The sequence below is a fragment of the Stenotrophomonas sp. CFBP 13718 genome (assembly GCF_014842145.1).
Lineage (GTDB): Bacteria > Pseudomonadota > Gammaproteobacteria > Xanthomonadales > Xanthomonadaceae > Stenotrophomonas.
Map to the genome: position 1 here is coordinate 186,576 of NZ_JACYVC010000005.1, position 15,777 is coordinate 202,352.

Sequence of the window (15,777 nt, forward strand, 5' to 3'; positions counted from 1 at the left end):
CATGGCACTGCAGACCAACTACCCGGACACCCAGCCCGCCGCTACCCTCGGCGCGCAGGCGACCATGCTGCCGGCAACCATCATCTCCCGTGACGTGGAGACCGCCCCGGGTATCGGCTTCGGTCGTGCCGTCGCCCAGGGCGTCGCCGACAAGGGCATCGTCCTGGCCGGCACCGGTGCGCTGAAGCTCGTCGGCATCACCCTGCTCGACCGCTCTGCCGTCGGCAGCGTCAACGTTCCGGACAGCTTCGCGCAGCACTCCTCGGCCCGCGTCATCACCAAGGGCGACGTCTGGGTCGCAGCTGCGGTGGCGGTCAAGGCCGGCGATCCGGTCTTCGTCACCGGGGCAGGCACGTTCACCAACGTAGCCACCGACAACACCGCCTTCGTGGGCGCTCGCTGGGACACCAGCACCACCGCCGCCGGCCAGCTGGCCGTCGTCCGTCTCGGCTAAGGAGCCAAACCAATGAATGGACAATCCATCCCCCTGTTCGATGCGCAGGCCGCCCTCGGCTTCGTCGTCGCGCAGGCATCGATCATCGAACCGGGCGTCTACCGGACTCGCTACCCGTCGGTGCAGTACCGCGACCTGATCCCGGTCGACACCTCCGGCAGCGAGTTCGCTACCTCGGTGACGTACTACTCGGCGGATCAGTACGGCAAGGCCGATTGGATCAACGGTAACGCGGACGATATCCCGAAGGCCGGCACCAATCGCGCCCAGCACCAGACCGGCGTGCATACCGCTGGTATTGGTTACGGCTATGGCTGGGAAGAAATCGGCCGTGCCCAGCTGTTGGGCATCAACCTGTCGTCCGACGACGCTGCAGCTGCGCGCCAGGCTTCTGAAGAGATGGTTGATCGCGTGGCGCTGCTGGGCGACGAGCGAAAGGGCTTCACCGGCCTGTTCAACGCTGCGGGCGTGACGCCGGTGGCGGCCGAAACCGGCGGGTGGGATGCCTCCACCGATACCAACCTGATCGTCGGTGTGCTGAACCAGGCGCTGATCAATGTCTTCAACGGCACGAACACCGCATCTATCGCGGACACGCTCCTGCTGCCTTGGACGAAGTTCAACCTGCTCGCCACGCGCAAGATGAGCGACCAGAGCGACATGACCGCCCTGCAGTGGTACATGACCAACAACCTGTACAACGTGCAGACCGGGCAGCAGCTGACGATACGGGGTGTTCGTGGCTTGGACACCGCTGGCGTCGGCGGCACCACGCGTCTGGTCGCCTACCGCAAGGATCCGCAGGTGCTGAAGCTGCACATGCCGATGCCGCACCGCTTCCTGCCGGCCTGGCATAGCGGCCCGCTGCGCTGGGAGATCCCGGGCGTGATGCGCTTGGGTGGCCTGGATGTGCGCCTGCCGAAGGAAGTCGTCTACCTCGACGGCATCTGATCACCACGGCCCCGGCGACATGCTGGGGCCCACTGGAGCGAAGCATGAAGATCACCAACAATCACAGGGGCCCGCTCGGGCTGCCTGATGGCACTGTGCTGGCGCCGGGCGTTGAGGAGACGGTCGCCAACTGGGAGCATCTGAAGAAGAACACCGTGGTGCAGGGCTGGATCAAGGCGAAGATCCTGACCATCAACGGCGATGCAACGCCGCCGCCGGCGTCGCCGAGCCTGCTGGGCTCCAACGTGTTGCCCGTACGCATCGACCTGGTTGACGACGTCTCGGTGTCGCTGGGCGACGTGGTTCGACGCGCTCATGCTGCCTCCGGACTGTCCATCGAAGACTGGAACGGCCTGGACGGCACTCTGCGCGAGGCCAAGCTGGCCGACGCGGTCGAGCAGCTGCGGTCGGAAGCCATCGCCGAGGCGGAGGCGAAGACCCGTGCTGACGCGGCCGCTGCTGCTACCGGCGCTGCAAGCGCGGGCGGCGCTGCTGGTGCGGATGGCGGCAGCGCGCCGGACCCGGTCACCGACAAGGCGGTGCTGGTCGCACGTGCCAAAGAACTGGGCGTTGCAGGCGTCGGCTCGCACTGGGGCACCGGCAAGCTGCAGGAAGCCATCGCCGAGGCCGAGGCGAAGAAGAAGAGCGAGGGCTGACCATGTACGGCACGCTGGAAGGGGCGGACACCTACCACCAGGCGCGCGGCAACGCCGCCTGGGGCGCGGGTGATGACGGCGCGCGCACCGCGGCGCTGAACCGCGCCACGGACTACATCGACGGTCGATACCGGATCCAGTTGCCTTCCGGCCGCTGGGCATCGATGTTCCCCGGCGTGCGTACTGCTGGGCGGGGCCAGCCAAACGAGTGGCCCCGCATCGGTGCGATCGACAACGAAGGTGCACGCATCCCGGCGGATGAGGTGCCCGTCGAGATCCTGCAGGCCACCTACGAGGCTGCGCTGCGCGAGCTGGCGAGGCCGGGCAGTCTGTCACCCGACTTCGTTGCCAGCTCGCTGGCCATCCGGAAGAAGGTGGGACCCATCGAGGTCGCCTACAGCGACAAGGCCGCTGATGGTGGCGTTCCGACGCGCCCGGTGGTCACCATCATTGATGAGATCCTCGCGGCGCTCCTACGCGCGCCAAGGTCGATGCCGGCAGTGAGGGTCGTATGAGCGACTTCTACGACGAAATGCAGGCCGTGGCGGTCGAGATGATTGCCGAGTTCGGCTACCAGACGCAGTTGCAGCGCGACGGCGTGCCTACCGGGCCTCCGCACAACCCTCAGCCTGGCCAGCCCAGCAGTCACGACTGCACAGTGGTGGAACTGGAATACAGCCTCACCAACCGCGACGCCACGCTGGTCCTGAAGGGCGACAAGCTGGGGCTGATCTCTACGGCCATCGATATCGAGCCGGTCAAGGACGACCGGATCCTGCTGGGCGGCGTGCCCTACAACTTCATTGACCTGCAGCCGCTCTCTCCCGGTGGGCAGGTCCTTCTTTATGAGTTCCATGCCCGTCGCTGATGGCCAGCCTATCCTCCCGCGAGATCGAGAAGCTGGCCATCCGGCTGGAGCCGGCCATCCGCCGTGCCTTCGTGCAGGCCCTGATCGAGGTGCAACGGCAGGCGCCGCTGGATCTCGTGGCGGACCTGCTGCGCGCTGGCCAGGTAGACACTGTGCTCGAGGCGCTGGGTCTGGATGCGGCGCGCTTCTCGCCACTCTCAGAGGCGATCCGGCAGGCCTTCGTAGCGGGCGCTGATGCTGGCCTAATAGAGATGCCGCCGCTCCGTCTGTCGCTGGACCCGATCATCACCGGGCGGTATCGCCCCCGGTCCGCGTCGCCGACGCTCCGGCCCTCGTTCGACCTGCGCAACCCAGCCGCCGAGGGCTGGCTTCGTGACAACTCGTCGAAGCTGATCACAGGCATCATCGAGGACCAGCGAACGCTGGTGCGGGGCGCGCTACAGCAGGGCATGGCTGTGGGACGTAATCCCCGCCAGACCGCTCTGGATCTGGTTGGAAGGGTGGGCGAGAGTGGGCGCCGGGCTGGCGGTCTCGTGGGACTCACGGCTCAGCAAGGCCAGTTCGTAGCCAACGTGCGCACGCAGCTGGCCAGCGGCGACCCCAATCAGATGGCGGCCTATTTCGGACGCAAGCGCCGCGACAAGCGCCTGGACGGCATCGTCAAGCGCGCCATCGCGGCCGGCAAGCCCGTGTCACAGGCCGACATCGAGAAGATTGCAGGATGCTACGCAGATCGGCTGCTGGCGCTGCGCGGCGAGATGGTCGCGCGCACGGAGTCCATCACCGCGATGAACGCTGGCCGGGAGGAGTCGTATCGGCAGCAGGTTGAGGCTGGGAAGCTGGCCCCTGAAAACGTCACGTGCACCTGGTCGGCTACCGGTGACCGCCAGACCCGGCACAGCCACGCGGCAATGAACGGGCAGCGGCGTCGGTTCGGCGAGCCATTCGTAACGCCCAGCGGCGCCCAGATGAACTACCCCGGTGACAGCTCGCTCGGTGCAGGTGCGGAAGAGACCATCGGCTGCCGCTGCATGAAGCAATACCGGATCGACATGACGGCGGAGGTGCTGCGTGGCCAACAAGTTCGGTGACCAGGTGAAGGCCTTCGCCGAGAAGGCCAAGCAGCGCCAGTTGGCGATCTTCCGTGAGTCGGCGCAGGCGGTGATGGAGGATGCGAGCACTCCGGAGGGCGAGGGGGGCAAGATGCCCGTGGCCACCGGCTTCCTTCGCAACTCGGCAGTTGCATCAACCGCAGGACCGCCCGACGGCGCTGGCGGTGACCCTTCGCTGGTGTTCTCCGGCGTCGAACTGGGGCAGTCGGTGTGGGCGGGTTGGACTGCCTCCTACGCCCTGCGTATGGAACACGGGTTCTACGGTGAGGACAGCCTCGGCAGGGTCTATGCGCAGTCCGGCAAGGGCTTCATGCGCTCAGCCGCGCAGAACTGGGATTTCATCGTGGACAAGGTGGCAAAGGACGTGAAGGAGCGGATCAAATGAGCGACACGGCCATCTATGACGCCTTCGCAGGGCTCGCCGGCGCGTTCGCTACCGCAACTGACCTCCCGTGCTCCTATCCGGGCCTCGGCTTCACTCCGCCGGCCCAAGGCGCATGGCTGGAGCTGCAGTGGTTCCCCAACCAGACCCAGAACTACGGGATGGGCGACGACGGTCCCTCGCTGCTGCAGGGGTTTGGGCAGCTGTCGGCTTGCTACCGGCCGGGCGCCGGCATCATCGTGGGCACGAAGATCACCGACCAGATCATCGCCGCGTTCGCCAAGGGCACTGCCTTCTCAGGGGTGCGGGTGTACCGGAAGCCGTGGACCAGCTCGATCATCCAGGACCCCGAGCGGATCATGCATCCGGTGACCATTCCCTGGCGGGGCTTCGTGTCGGGTTAGAATCCGGCCATGAGCCCCAAGCCGCCCGCACTTCACCTGGTCCGTAGCGACTCTCCGCCCAACGAGGGCGAATTGAAGCAGTTGCGCGACGCCATCGACCGGATGCGGCAGAACCGCCATCTGCTCGATGCCTTCAACAGGGAGCAGGCGCGCTTCGTTCGTGACGAATATCTCTCGTATGTGGAGGTCGGCTTCACCGCAGCGCAGGCGCTGAAGCTCGTTGCGGCCAAGCTGGCGCCGCCTGCGAAGTAGCTGCGGCCGATAGCGCTGACAACCGCTGCAATCATTTCAGAGGCCCGCATATTGCGGGCCTCTCCTGTTTCACCAACACCCCGCCCCGTGGCGGGTTTTTTTATGCCCATCGCGAGGAGACTCGGCCATGCCCGAAGCACAAACCAATAGCGGTTCCAAGCTTTCCATCTGTGTCCTGCCCCAGAACGAGGACCTCACCGAAACCGCTTTCGCGGCCCTGACCTATGTCCAGGTCAAGAAGGTCGGCAATGTCGGCGAGCGCGGCATCACGACCAACATCGTCACCTACGACACCTGGGATACCGCCGTCGCCCTGAAGGGCAAGGGCATCTCGAATGCCGGCGACCCGGAAGTGGAGATGGCGCGCGATCTCGCCGACCCGGGCCAGATCGCCATGCGCGCCGCTGGCCAGCCCGACGTGCAGGACGCCTATGCGTTCAAGGTCGAGCGTCCGAGCGGCGAGATCGAATACCTGCGCGGCCTGGTGACTGGCCCCCGCACGCCCGGCGGCCGCAACGAAGACTTCGTGCTGCACGTGTACTCGCTGGCCCTGAATCAGGTGCCGGTGGAAGTGCCCGCGCCGTAACCGAACACCTCTGGGATAGGGCGGCCGCCTGACAAGCCGGATCTGATCCGGCCGGCTTCCCCGAGGTTCTCTCCGGATCGATTTCACAGGGATCATGCCATGACCGAATTGAGCACCATCGTTGCTGCCGAGCGCCGCATCGACATCAAGCACCCGGCCACCGACGAACCGGTCGGCCTGGCCATCACCATCCTGCCGGACAGCCACCCGCAGGTCCGTGCAGCCTCCCGCAAGGCTACGAACGAGCGGATGCTCGGCCGCGGCAAGGTCACCGCTGAGAAGCTGGAGGCCGGGCGCCTCGACCTGCTGGTGGCTTCTGTGGGCGGCTGGGACTGGCAGGGCGAGCTGACCTTCCACGGGGAGAAGCCGGAGTTCACCGAAAAGGGACTGCGCGACCTCTTCAAGGAGCTCCCCTGGGTGAGTGACCAGGTCGATATCGCCCTCGGCGACCGTGCCGAGTTTTTTCGCCACGCTGACGAGCCGGCTGGCTGAAGCTGCCTACACCGTCGTCCGCTACGACATGGCGGACGAGAAGGGTGAAACCCGGCGGCAGCGCAACGAGCGCTTTGAGATCACGACGCCGGACGTGGACCTGCCCGAGGAGGGCGCCCACGTCTGGCAGTGGTTCTGGGACCTGTCTGCCCGACGGCGGGCAGGGCCTGAGGCGTTGAGCTTCAGTGACGTCGGCGACTGGCAACGACTGCTGCAGCTGGACCTGCTCCCGCAAGAGGTCGGGATGCTCATGGCGATGGATGACAAGTACCTCGCCGCCGTGCGGGAGGACCAAGCGGCGGCCCGGGAACGGGCACTCGATGCGCAAAACGGGAGCAGGTGAAGATGGCTGATATCGCGGAGCTTGGGTACAAGGTTGATTCCAGCGGACTGCTGGAGGGCACCAAGGCCCTGGACGACAACGCGGCGGCCGCTGACAAGGCCGGTGGTGCTGCGGAACGCTTGGAGAAGGACTATCAGGCGCTTTCGCGCACCATCGAGCGTTCCTCGAGCACTCTGGGTGATCGGCTGGGTGGCGCACTCGACCGCATTGGTACTGGCACCGGGGCGGTCATCGCCGAGTTGCAGGCACTGAACCGCACCAACGTCGAGATGCTGGCCTCGCTCGGCGGGCTGGAGGGCAAGCTTGGCGGCACTGCATCGCAGCTCCAGAGCTACAGTGCAGCCGGCAAGTCCGCTGCCGCTGACACCGCGGCTGTATCCACCGCAAGCCAGAAGCTGCAGACCGATATCGCAGCGCAGGAAGCCCGCTTCAGGTCTGTTGCGCAGCAGGCGGTGGCCTATGCCGAAAGCATGCGCGGCGCAAACGTATCGGATCGAGCGCTGGCCGAAGCCGCGCGGGAGAGCACTTCGGCGCTCAATTCTCGCGCCATGGTGATGGCGAACGCCGGCAGCGAGCAGGAGCGGCTTACCTCGCGGGCGAAGCTCCTGCAGGCGGCCGAGGCCCGCACTGCGGCGCAGGCGAAGGAGTCGGCTCGCGCTACCCAGATGCAGGAGCTCAACCTGCAAAAGCTGCTCGGTCAGATCGACCCTACCGTCGCGGCACTGAACCGTCTGGCCGATCAGGAGCAGCGCCTGGCGAAGGCTCGTGACCTAGGCCTGCTCAAGCCGCAGGTGTTCCAGCAATACCAGTCGCAGCTGGAGGGCGTGCGCGAGAAGACCCTCGCAGCATCACGCGGCAGTGATGGCCTGACCAACGCGTTCGGCAGGCTCAACATGCAGTCCGCCGAGACGCAGCGGAACCTCTCACAACTGGTGACCTACCTGGCGACGGGCAACTTCGGCATGGCGGGCAACCAGATCATGCAGTTGGGGAATCAGGCCGGTATCGCGGGGCGCCTCTTTAGCGTGGCAGGCGTGGCGATCGGCGGCACGGCTGCATCTCTTGGTGCATTTGCGGCGGTGGCCGCGATTGGGTATTTCGAGCTGCGCAAGTTGGAGGGAGGACTGGCCGCAACCGGCAACGCCGCCGGCTTCACGGCTGGCGAGCTGATGGCGATGCGGACGGAGCTGGGGCGTGCCGCAGGCAACTACAGTGAGGTGGGCGCGGCGCTCGGTGCCCTTGCCAGAGAGGGGCAGGCGAGCGGCGCAACACTGGAGCTGATCGCGGCATCTGCGACCAACCTGTCATTGATGACGGGGACAGCCGTTAGCGCGACCGTCAATGAGATCCAGACGCTGGCCACTGGCGGCGCCGATGCGCTGGCCAAGCTCAACGAGCGCTACAACTTCCTCACCCCGGAGGTGTATCGGCACATCGAAGCAGTGCGCGAGCAGCGCGGCGACTACGCTGCCACGCAATCAGCGCTTGAGCAATTTGACGATGTGATGCGTGATCGTGCGAACAACATGGTCGAGAGCGCCGGGATCGTTGAGACGGCATGGAAAGGGGTTGTCTCGACGTTTCGGGGGGCGCTCGAGGCTGTTAAGGCGGTGGGCCGTACTGATCTCGACAGCCAGCTGCAGGACGCTCGGGACAACCTCGAGTTCTTCCGCAATCTGCAGCGAAGCCCCATCCCGGGCGACGCCTCAAGGGGCCGCGCAGGCGAAACTGACATGCGCCAGCGCATCGCTGACCTTACGGCATGGAAGGCCGAGCTGTCAGAGGGGGCCAAGGTTCTAGAGGTGGTGCAGCGTCACAATCGTGACGTTGTCGCTACGGAGCGCGAGGCGGCGAAAGAGCGCGCGGGAGCGGGGGAGGCACTCACTGCTCGCCTCGCGGGTCTGGACCGCGAGGCGCCGAAGCTCCAGGCGCGGAACAAGATCATCGAGATGTACAACAAGCTGGCCGACAATGACGCGCGGCACTTTGACGGGTCGATGCAGCGCCTGATCGCGCAAAGCAACTCCCAGATCGACAAGCAGTTCAACCGCAGTGAGGGTGTCGGTAAGAAGAACGCTGATGATTCGTCCGCGCAGTCGCTTCTCGCCAATCTCCAGAGGCAAATTACCGCCAACGAACAGTTGGCAGAGAGCGGGTCCAAGGTCACCGCCAGTGACCGCCTGGTGATCCAGACGCGCCAGCTGCTGGACGACAAGACCAACACCATGACGGCCTCCACCCGGAAGCTGCTGGAAGCTTTGATTCCGACCCTCCAGGCCACCGACGCGGCCGGGCAAGCCGAGGTGCAGCGCCAGCGCGGCATGCAGGCATCGATTGCGCTGACGGAGCGTCTCTCGCAGCTGGAGAAGCAGCGCCAGGAGCAGGCGCAGGTCGATCTGATGGGGATGGGTCGGGGCGCCGACGCCACGACCATGCTGCAGCGTCAGCTGGATATCCAGAGGCAGTATCTGGACGAAACGGAGAAGCTCGACAAGGCGCAGCGGGACAAGAGCACGGCGCTCAGCCAGGCTGACTACCAGCAGCAGCAACTGGCCCTGCAGGCAAGCTTGGAGCGTTCGCTCGGTATCGAGCGCTCGTACCAGCAGCAGCGGATGACGCTGCTCGGCGATTGGCGTACGGGGGTAACGCGGGTCTGGGAGGATTACGTCTCCTCAGCAACGAACGCCTCGGAGCAGGCTGGCACGGTCGTGAGCAATACGCTGTCGGGGTGGGAGGACATGTGGGTGCGCGCTGCCAAGACCGGCAAGCTGTCTTTCAGCGACTTGGCCAACTCGGTGATCGCCGATATGGCCCGCATGGCGTCAAAGCAGGCCGCGTTGGGACTATTCGGTAACGCGCTGGGTGGGCTGTTCGGGGGCAACTCCGCGCCGTCGACTTACTCAGCACAGAGCTTCGGCAATAACACCGGGTGGCTCACGGACGGCCTTAGCTTCGGCGGTGGCCGCGCGCGCGGCGGCGGCGTCAACCGCGGCTCCTTCTACGAGGTGGGCGAGGGCGGTCGGCCGGAGCTGCTCGAGCAGAATGGCAAGCAGTACCTGATCCCGGGAAACAGCGGCAAGGTCATCCCGGCGGCCCCTTCCGCCGGTGGTGCAGGCGGTGGGGGCGGATCCTACAAGGTGGAGATCAACAACCACGGAGGTGGGCAGGTGCAAACCCGGCAGACCACCGAGCGCATGCCCGACGGCAGCGAGCTGAAGAAACTGGTTATCGACATCGTGGGCGAAAGCCTCGACGGCGGTGATCTCGGATCCCTTGGACGCAACAAGTACGGTTGGCAGGAGACGGTCTGATGAGTGAATGGCCGAGCTATGCCACGGTGCGATTCAGTGGCCTGGCCGAGGGCTTCGACCCCTCGGTTGATCGGGTTGAGATGGAGCGCGGAGTCCCGAAGGAAAGCATCATCAACTCGGACGTGATCTTCCAGATCCAGGCAACTGTCCTGTTCAAGACGCCGGAGGACGCAGATTCCTTCGAAGCCTGGTACTTCAACGACATCAAGCGCATTGGATGGTTCTCCATCCGGCACCCACGGAAGGGACCTCTCACGGCCAGGATCGTCAGCGGCAACATCGGCATGTTGTCTCCGCAGGCCCCTAGGTTCTTCTTCTCCCAACGGACCATGACGTTGGAGTACCTCCGATGAGCACGTTCCTTGAGCGGCGCCAGCGGGTCACAGATACAGCCGGCACGCTGATGCTGCTGGAGGTGAGCGCCCCGTCGTTCGTAGAGACCCTGCGAATCGCCAACGATACCCGCGACTGGACCAGTAACGGTCTGATCTTCGTTGGCGTGCAGTTCGGCTTCAAGATGCCTGACGATGTGCCAGGGCAGGCGCAGCGGGCGCAGCTGGTGCTGAGCAACGTGGGGCGCGCCATTACGGAGGACCTGGAGCGGCTGGCACCAGGCGAGCTGGTCATGTGCCGCATGATCATCACCGACCGCGAGGACCCTAACTTCGTGTGGCAGGAAAGCTTCCTGCCGATGATGACGGTTTCTGTGAACGCGCAGACTGCGCGGGCCAGCTGCGGTGTGGACTTCTACACGCGGCAACAGGCTGTGCGCCTGCGCTTCAACCCGCACGTCTCTCCAGGGATCTTCTGATGCGCACGGCCGACGTCGAGCAGTTCACCTGCATCCCCTATGACGCCAACACGTTCGACTGTGCCGACTTGGTGACGAAGGTGCAGCGCGAACTGTTTGGCCGGTCGGTGGAGATGCCGAGCCGCAGACCGCGCGGCCCGCGCGGCGAAGCGGAACTGGGCGAGCTGTCCAGGCCCTACGCCAAACCCCGCGAGGGACCGCCCCACAACGGTGACCTCGTCCTGATGTTTGATCTCGGACAACGCAACCCCGGCCATGCCGGGGTTTTCTTTTTTCTGGACCACGAAGGCTGGGTCCTGCACAGCAACGAGCGCAGCCGCTGCAGCGTGCTGCATCGCGTCCGTGACCTGACGGGCTTTGGCCTGCGTATCGAGGGATTCTACGAATGGGCCTGATGGATAACCCTGCTGCCGGTGGGCGGCTCATCGTCACGCCGCATCCGGTGTTGGTCGATGGCCAGCGTAACCAGCCCGCCGATCTGCTGCCGGGCGAGTCCCTTTGCACTTTCCTGCACCGGCACGTGATCGATCTGGACGCCCAGGACTGGGTAGTGCTGATCGGCGGCAAGGCAGTGCCGCGCGACATGTGGCCCTATGTCTACCCCAAGCATGGGCAGGTCATCGAGGCCCGTGGCGCGGTGGGCCGCTCTGCTGTGGCGTTGGTGGCCACCCTGGCCCTGACCTATTTCACGTTCGGCTTTGGCGCAGCCACGGCAGGGTGGTGGGGTGCTGGCGCAGCTGCGGGCGCGTGGGGCGGTGCCGCTGCCGCCGGCATCTACATGGCCGGCTCGGTCCTGATCAATCGCGTGCTGCAGCCCAAGCAGCCCAAGGCAGGCGCGGCCGCTCCAACTACCTATTCCATCGCCGCGGGGCGTAACCGTGCGCGGCCCTATGAGCCGCTGGGCCTGCTCATCGGCTCCATGCGCATTGCACCGGACCTGATCAGCACGCCGTACACCTGGTATGAGGGTGACGACCAGTTCCTTTCGATGGTGCTGACGCCCGGGCTCAACGTGCACAGCGTCGAGGCCCTGTACAACGGCGATGCGCTGCTTTCCTCCTACGATGGCGTGCGTGTGTGGCACAACGGTTTCCCGGGCATGCCCAGCCAGGAGATCCCGCTCCACACCAACCCGGACGTCACCGACGGCGGGACGCTGTTGGACACCGGCAACGATCCCAAGCATCAGCCCGGCGCGTGGGTGCAGCGCACCAGCTCGGCAGGCACCATCCGCCTGATGGTCGGCGTCGAGTTCCAGATCTGGGACCGCACGACCAAGGGCAAGGACAAGGTCAACAAAGAGCAGATCCAGATCCAGTATCGGCCGGCAGGAAACGCCGGGTGGCAATCATTCGGATCCTTCAACGTCCAAGGCGACAACAACAAGTCCCAACGTGCCAGCTACGCGATCGACGTGGCCGAGGGCCAGTACGACGTGCGCGTGCGCGTGGCGGGCAACAACACCGATGGCAGTGGCGCCGAAGCCTCGTTCGTCTGGACCACACTGACAAGCGTTCAGCGTGATACGGCGACGTACGCGGGTATATCGCGTATCGGCATCGCCATGAAAGCTAACGGCCAGCTCAACGGTGCTCCCGACGAGATCCGCTGCGTCGCCCATTCGATACCTATCCCGGTCTGGACTGGCTCGGAGTGGGTCACTCAGCGCACCAGCAACCCCGGCGCATGGATCCTTGCCTACGCCCGAGGCATCTACGCACCGAACGGAGACCTTGTTGCCGGCATGGAGATGCCGGAGCGGCAGATCGACATCGAGGGCCTCAAGGCTTTCATGCTCCACTGCGCCGCAAGCGGTTTCACATACGACAACTGGATCACCGATGTCCGCAGCCATCAGCAGGTCCTGGACGCCCTTGCCTTGGCAGGCTTCGGGCAGATCAGCTGGCCGCGTGGGCGCCTGTCCGTGGGCTGGGCTGCCGACGAGCAGCCGCTGTCCGGCGTGGTCAACATGGCCACGATCAAGAAGGGCGCCTTCCAGGTCGATTACACCCTGACCAACGGTGCCGATGGTATCGAGTACACCTACCTCGACAGCACCACGTGGGAGGCCAAGACCCTGCGCGTGCCGGCGCCAGGTATCACCACGATGCTTAACCCGGCGCAGGTCACGGGTGAGGGCATCACCAGCGAGGCCCATGCCGCGATGCTGGCGCGTTGGCACTTGGCGCAGAGCCTGTACCAGTACAAGGCGATCAGCTACAGCACCGACATCGAGCACCTGTCGTACAGCCGCATGTCGATGCTGGCGCTGCAGCACGATCTGACCCAGTGGGGCTACGGCGGCCGCGTTCGTGGCGCTACCTTGGTCAACGGGCGCGTGCGACTGCTCCTCGATGAGCCTGTGCCCGCGCCAGCGCAGGGGAACGCCTACGTGGGCGTGCGCATTCCGGGAGAGCGGGTGTACCGGGTGCTTACGGTGCAGCCTTTCGCGGGCGCCAGCGCTTCGCTGGTCGTGGACTGGCCCTCCGATGCGCCGCTTCCGGGCAGCAGCGCAACCAACCCGGCTTGGGACACGCTATGGATCTATGACTTCAAGCAGACGCCGGGCCTGCGCGTCCGGGTTACCAGCATTCGTCCGGAAAGCGAGCTGAAAGGCGCCGCGGTTGAGGTCGTGGCTGAGAGCCGCGAGTTCTGGCACTACGTTCACACCGGTGAGTACATCCCGTCGCCGAACGAGTCGCTGCTGCAGACCCGGCCGGTGGCCAGCGACCTGAAGATCACCGAGCGCCAGGTGGTGCAGGGCGATACCGAGTACACCGAGCTGCAGGCTACCTTCGCCGTCAGCGGCCCGGTGGGCGACACCGTGGTGCTGTCTGATATCGACGGCAATGCGGCTTTGGAGGAAGTGGCTAGGACCGTGACCCGCACCGCCACGTGGCGGATCCCTGGTGCCGGCACGTACCCGATCACCGTGCGCCCCTACAGCCCGGATGGAAACGCCGGCGTAGCGGCCTCGGTGATCTACACCACCCTCGGGGCAGACGCCCCTCCGGTGCCGGTGGACTTCTTCAACGTCGAGCAGCTGAGCGGCGGTGTGCGGCGGTACACGTGGGGCTTCTTCAGCGACACGATCCAGTCGGCCAACTTTGCCGGTGTCGAGATCCGGTACGTGCCTGGCTCGATCCCCAACCCGGCGTGGGAGCAGATGACCCCGCTCGGTGATGAGGGCTACCACGCCTCCGCGTTCGAGGCGATTCTGCCCGAGGCGGGGCAGTGGACCTTCGCCTGCCGTAGCCGCAACACGTCGGGGACGCTGTCCACGGTAGCCCGGGTGATGACGGTCACGCTGCAGCCGAACCTCGGCCAGATCATCGAGGACTTCGAACAGAGCGTCGCGGAGCTGGTCCAGCTGCAGTTGGACCTGGAGCAGGAGAAGGTCGACCGCTTCAACGAGGACACGCGTGTAAAGCAGCAGGCGGCTGCCGACGCTACTGCCAAGGCCAACGCCGCCCGCGACGCGGCCATCGCCCACGCAGACGCCCTGAGCGCTGTGATTGGGGACCTGGTCGGGGCTGGGGAGTGGGCGCCTGCCACCAGCTATGAAGTCGGCGCGGTGGTGAAGCACGAAGACGGGCTCTACCGCGCGCTTCGGGCGAACATCGATGCCCCGCCTTCGTCCAGCCCCGACGACTGGCAGCTGGTAGGGCAGTTCGCCAGCGTCGGCGATGCCTTGGCGGCTGCGATCGCCATGGCCCACCAGAACGCCTCCGACATCGAGGCCGAGGCGGCCAGGCTGGATGCGATCTTGGTCCGGCTCCCCGCCGGCGACGGCGCGGTGGCATCGGTTCAGGACGTGGAGCAGGTCACCGCACGCGTCGAAGAGAACGAGAATGGCCTGAGTGCACTGGGCCAGCGGCTGACCTCGTTCACGGCGCAGGTAGTCGGCGACCACGCCGGCGACGACGACACTGGGGCCGGTGATCCGGACTCTTACGCTGGCCAGATCACGGTGATGACGGTCGCGGCCGACGCCACGCGCGCTGTGTCAAAGCGTGTGGATACGGTGGTGGCTGACTTCGGCGAGTTCGAGGCCAGCGTTACTGACACCTTCGAGGCATATGCGGACGACCAGCGAGCGCTGGCCGAGCGGGTGACGGAGGTTCAGAGCGAGCTGGAGGGTGCAGTCGAGATCGTCGCCAATAATCTGGAGCTGATGCGCACGGAGGTTTTTGACGGTGAGGGCGGCATTCGCGCGCTGTCAGAGCGCCTGGAGGCCGTGAGGGCCGAGGTGAACGGCGTCGTGGCCGAGGCCATCAGCGGGCTTGATGCCCGTGTAACGGTCAATGAGATGGGGGTGGCCGAGGTCGAGTCACGAGCCTACCTGCGCCTGATCGGGATCGGCCCGGACGGCGTGCCACTGATCGGCGGTATGACCATCAGCAACAACGGCCAGATCGTTCAAACGCGCTTCCAGAGCGACATCTTCGAGATCGCTTCTCCGGATGGCCAGGATGGTATCGAGTTCAGGGACGGCTTCATGCGTGCCTGGGCAGGTCCGACGCAGGCGGTGTTCGGTGCGGGCTTCGGTGCTGAGAACGACTTGATGCTGTTTACCGGCCCTAATGTCGGTGCCAGCCAAGCGACCAAGGCGATGGCGAATCTATGGGCAGACCGCGCCGGGAGTGCTTACTTCGGCGGGACTCTTTCGGCAGGTGTGTTGCTCAACGCGGTAGAGAACACCTCGACGCAGACCATCGGCACCAGCCTACTTAATGGGCCGTTCGATACCAACGGGCGCAACAAGAATGTGGTGATCAGCTTCAGCCGCCGCCACGTCCGCATCAAGCAGGACATGGGAGCAGCTGGGTTCGTGGCTGGCGCTGGAGAGAACACTGTCACGATCAACGTGTATCGCCAGCTCACCGGCCACGCCGAGACGTTGTGGCAGTCGTTCACCCGTGGTGGTGGCGTGGACATCACCAACGAGTTCGATGGTCCAGACATCGCCATTTCGACATGGAGCGGGTCACTGACTGTCAATGACAGCGCAGACGGGGCAACTCAGCGCGCCTACCGCGCGGAGATCGTGGCGTTCACCTCCCAGGACGTCACTCATCAGTCGGGCAGCTTCAACAGCCAGACCATTAGGCAGTCCCTCACGATTGCTTCCACGGAAGTGTAAGAAGCCCGGCAT

General features: G+C 65.4%; 17 protein-coding genes. All 17 read left to right on the top strand.

What is annotated here, in order from left to right; all coding sequences use genetic code 11:
- Nucleotide 1 precedes the first annotated feature (1 nt).
- The 17 genes from IFT58_RS10450 to IFT58_RS10530 all read left to right on the top strand — a co-directional run bounded on the left by IFT58_RS10450 (nucleotide 2) and on the right by IFT58_RS10530 (nucleotide 15,765).
- On the top strand, nucleotides 2-454 hold the full coding sequence (locus tag IFT58_RS10450; RefSeq protein ID WP_192094761.1) for a hypothetical protein: 453 nt from the start codon (nucleotides 2-4) through the stop codon (nucleotides 452-454).
- Between the two features lie 12 nt (nucleotides 455-466).
- On the top strand, nucleotides 467-1,405 hold the full coding sequence (locus IFT58_RS10455; RefSeq protein ID WP_192094763.1) for a major capsid family protein: 939 nt from the start codon (nucleotides 467-469) through the stop codon (nucleotides 1,403-1,405).
- Between the two features lie 44 nt (nucleotides 1,406-1,449).
- The gene (locus IFT58_RS10460) at nucleotides 1,450-2,061 is read left to right on the top strand and encodes a hypothetical protein (RefSeq protein ID WP_192094765.1); all 612 of its coding nucleotides are present in this window, start codon (nucleotides 1,450-1,452) and stop codon (nucleotides 2,059-2,061) included.
- 2 nt (nucleotides 2,062-2,063) lie between these two features.
- On the top strand, nucleotides 2,064-2,576 hold the full coding sequence (locus tag IFT58_RS10465) for a DnaT-like ssDNA-binding protein (protein ID WP_192094767.1): 513 nt from the start codon (nucleotides 2,064-2,066) through the stop codon (nucleotides 2,574-2,576).
- Entirely contained in the window at nucleotides 2,573-2,929 is a 357-nt protein-coding gene (locus IFT58_RS10470; protein ID WP_192094769.1) for a hypothetical protein, read from the top strand. Before IFT58_RS10465 ends, IFT58_RS10470 begins: the two co-directional genes overlap by 4 nt.
- Nucleotides 2,929-4,020 carry a phage minor head protein gene (locus tag IFT58_RS10475; RefSeq protein ID WP_192094771.1) on the top strand — a complete coding sequence of 364 codons (1,092 nt, stop codon included), beginning with the start codon at nucleotides 2,929-2,931 and terminating at the stop codon, nucleotides 4,018-4,020. The genes IFT58_RS10470 and IFT58_RS10475 overlap by 1 nt, the downstream gene beginning before the upstream one ends.
- The gene (locus tag IFT58_RS10480) at nucleotides 4,001-4,426 is read left to right on the top strand and encodes a hypothetical protein (RefSeq protein WP_342029554.1); all 426 of its coding nucleotides are present in this window, start codon (nucleotides 4,001-4,003) and stop codon (nucleotides 4,424-4,426) included. Before IFT58_RS10475 ends, IFT58_RS10480 begins: the two co-directional genes overlap by 20 nt.
- Entirely contained in the window at nucleotides 4,423-4,827 is a 405-nt protein-coding gene (locus IFT58_RS10485) for a phage tail terminator-like protein (RefSeq protein WP_192094773.1), read from the top strand. The genes IFT58_RS10480 and IFT58_RS10485 overlap by 4 nt, the downstream gene beginning before the upstream one ends.
- Before the next feature lie 9 nt (nucleotides 4,828-4,836).
- Entirely contained in the window at nucleotides 4,837-5,079 is a 243-nt protein-coding gene (locus tag IFT58_RS10490) for a hypothetical protein (protein WP_192094774.1), read from the top strand.
- Nucleotides 5,080-5,206: 127 nt separating this feature from the next.
- A complete protein-coding gene (locus IFT58_RS10495) occupies nucleotides 5,207-5,665 on the top strand; it encodes a hypothetical protein (protein ID WP_192094775.1) in 459 nt (152 codons plus the stop codon).
- A 99-nt stretch (nucleotides 5,666-5,764) separates the two neighbouring features.
- On the top strand, nucleotides 5,765-6,157 hold the full coding sequence (locus IFT58_RS10500) for a hypothetical protein (protein WP_192094777.1): 393 nt from the start codon (nucleotides 5,765-5,767) through the stop codon (nucleotides 6,155-6,157).
- Nucleotides 6,087-6,500: a hypothetical protein gene (locus tag IFT58_RS10505; RefSeq protein ID WP_192094779.1), complete on the top strand. Its 414-nt coding sequence runs from the start codon at nucleotides 6,087-6,089 to the stop codon at nucleotides 6,498-6,500. Before IFT58_RS10500 ends, IFT58_RS10505 begins: the two co-directional genes overlap by 71 nt.
- 2 nt (nucleotides 6,501-6,502) lie before the next feature.
- The gene (locus tag IFT58_RS10510; RefSeq protein WP_192094781.1) at nucleotides 6,503-9,811 is read left to right on the top strand and encodes a phage tail tape measure C-terminal domain-containing protein; all 3,309 of its coding nucleotides are present in this window, start codon (nucleotides 6,503-6,505) and stop codon (nucleotides 9,809-9,811) included.
- Nucleotides 9,811-10,164 (top strand): hypothetical protein, encoded by a 354-nt coding sequence (locus tag IFT58_RS10515; protein WP_192094783.1) that lies wholly within the window; start codon nucleotides 9,811-9,813, stop codon nucleotides 10,162-10,164. The genes IFT58_RS10510 and IFT58_RS10515 overlap by 1 nt, the downstream gene beginning before the upstream one ends.
- On the top strand, nucleotides 10,161-10,622 hold the full coding sequence (locus IFT58_RS10520) for a DUF1833 family protein (protein WP_192094785.1): 462 nt from the start codon (nucleotides 10,161-10,163) through the stop codon (nucleotides 10,620-10,622). Before IFT58_RS10515 ends, IFT58_RS10520 begins: the two co-directional genes overlap by 4 nt.
- Nucleotides 10,622-11,017, top strand: a complete 396-nt coding sequence (locus IFT58_RS10525; RefSeq protein ID WP_192094787.1) for a peptidoglycan endopeptidase — start codon at nucleotides 10,622-10,624, stop codon at nucleotides 11,015-11,017. Before IFT58_RS10520 ends, IFT58_RS10525 begins: the two co-directional genes overlap by 1 nt.
- Nucleotides 11,017-15,765, top strand: coding sequence for a host specificity factor TipJ family phage tail protein (locus IFT58_RS10530; protein ID WP_192094789.1), 4,749 nt, complete (start codon nucleotides 11,017-11,019; stop codon nucleotides 15,763-15,765). Before IFT58_RS10525 ends, IFT58_RS10530 begins: the two co-directional genes overlap by 1 nt.
- Nucleotides 15,766-15,777: the final 12 nt, after the last annotated feature.

What these genes read in the sequence shown, in the direction of transcription:
- IFT58_RS10530 (WP_192094789.1), top strand. Translation starts at nt 11,017, where the DNA reads ATGGATAACCCTGCTGCCGGTGGGCGGCTCATCGTCACGCCGCATCCG.
- IFT58_RS10465 (WP_192094767.1), top strand. Translation starts at nt 2,064, where the DNA reads ATGTACGGCACGCTGGAAGGGGCGGACACCTACCACCAGGCGCGCGGC.
- IFT58_RS10455 (WP_192094763.1), top strand. Translation starts at nt 467, where the DNA reads ATGAATGGACAATCCATCCCCCTGTTCGATGCGCAGGCCGCCCTCGGC.
- IFT58_RS10490 (WP_192094774.1), top strand. Translation starts at nt 4,837, where the DNA reads ATGAGCCCCAAGCCGCCCGCACTTCACCTGGTCCGTAGCGACTCTCCG.
- IFT58_RS10495 (WP_192094775.1), top strand. Translation starts at nt 5,207, where the DNA reads ATGCCCGAAGCACAAACCAATAGCGGTTCCAAGCTTTCCATCTGTGTC.
- IFT58_RS10500 (WP_192094777.1), top strand. Translation starts at nt 5,765, where the DNA reads ATGACCGAATTGAGCACCATCGTTGCTGCCGAGCGCCGCATCGACATC.
- IFT58_RS10475 (WP_192094771.1), top strand. Translation starts at nt 2,929, where the DNA reads ATGGCCAGCCTATCCTCCCGCGAGATCGAGAAGCTGGCCATCCGGCTG.
- IFT58_RS10525 (WP_192094787.1), top strand. Translation starts at nt 10,622, where the DNA reads ATGCGCACGGCCGACGTCGAGCAGTTCACCTGCATCCCCTATGACGCC.
- IFT58_RS10485 (WP_192094773.1), top strand. Translation starts at nt 4,423, where the DNA reads ATGAGCGACACGGCCATCTATGACGCCTTCGCAGGGCTCGCCGGCGCG.
- IFT58_RS10450 (WP_192094761.1), top strand. Translation starts at nt 2, where the DNA reads ATGGCACTGCAGACCAACTACCCGGACACCCAGCCCGCCGCTACCCTC.
- IFT58_RS10460 (WP_192094765.1), top strand. Translation starts at nt 1,450, where the DNA reads ATGAAGATCACCAACAATCACAGGGGCCCGCTCGGGCTGCCTGATGGC.
- IFT58_RS10515 (WP_192094783.1), top strand. Translation starts at nt 9,811, where the DNA reads ATGAGTGAATGGCCGAGCTATGCCACGGTGCGATTCAGTGGCCTGGCC.
- IFT58_RS10470 (WP_192094769.1), top strand. Translation starts at nt 2,573, where the DNA reads ATGAGCGACTTCTACGACGAAATGCAGGCCGTGGCGGTCGAGATGATT.
- IFT58_RS10510 (WP_192094781.1), top strand. Translation starts at nt 6,503, where the DNA reads ATGGCTGATATCGCGGAGCTTGGGTACAAGGTTGATTCCAGCGGACTG.
- IFT58_RS10520 (WP_192094785.1), top strand. Translation starts at nt 10,161, where the DNA reads ATGAGCACGTTCCTTGAGCGGCGCCAGCGGGTCACAGATACAGCCGGC.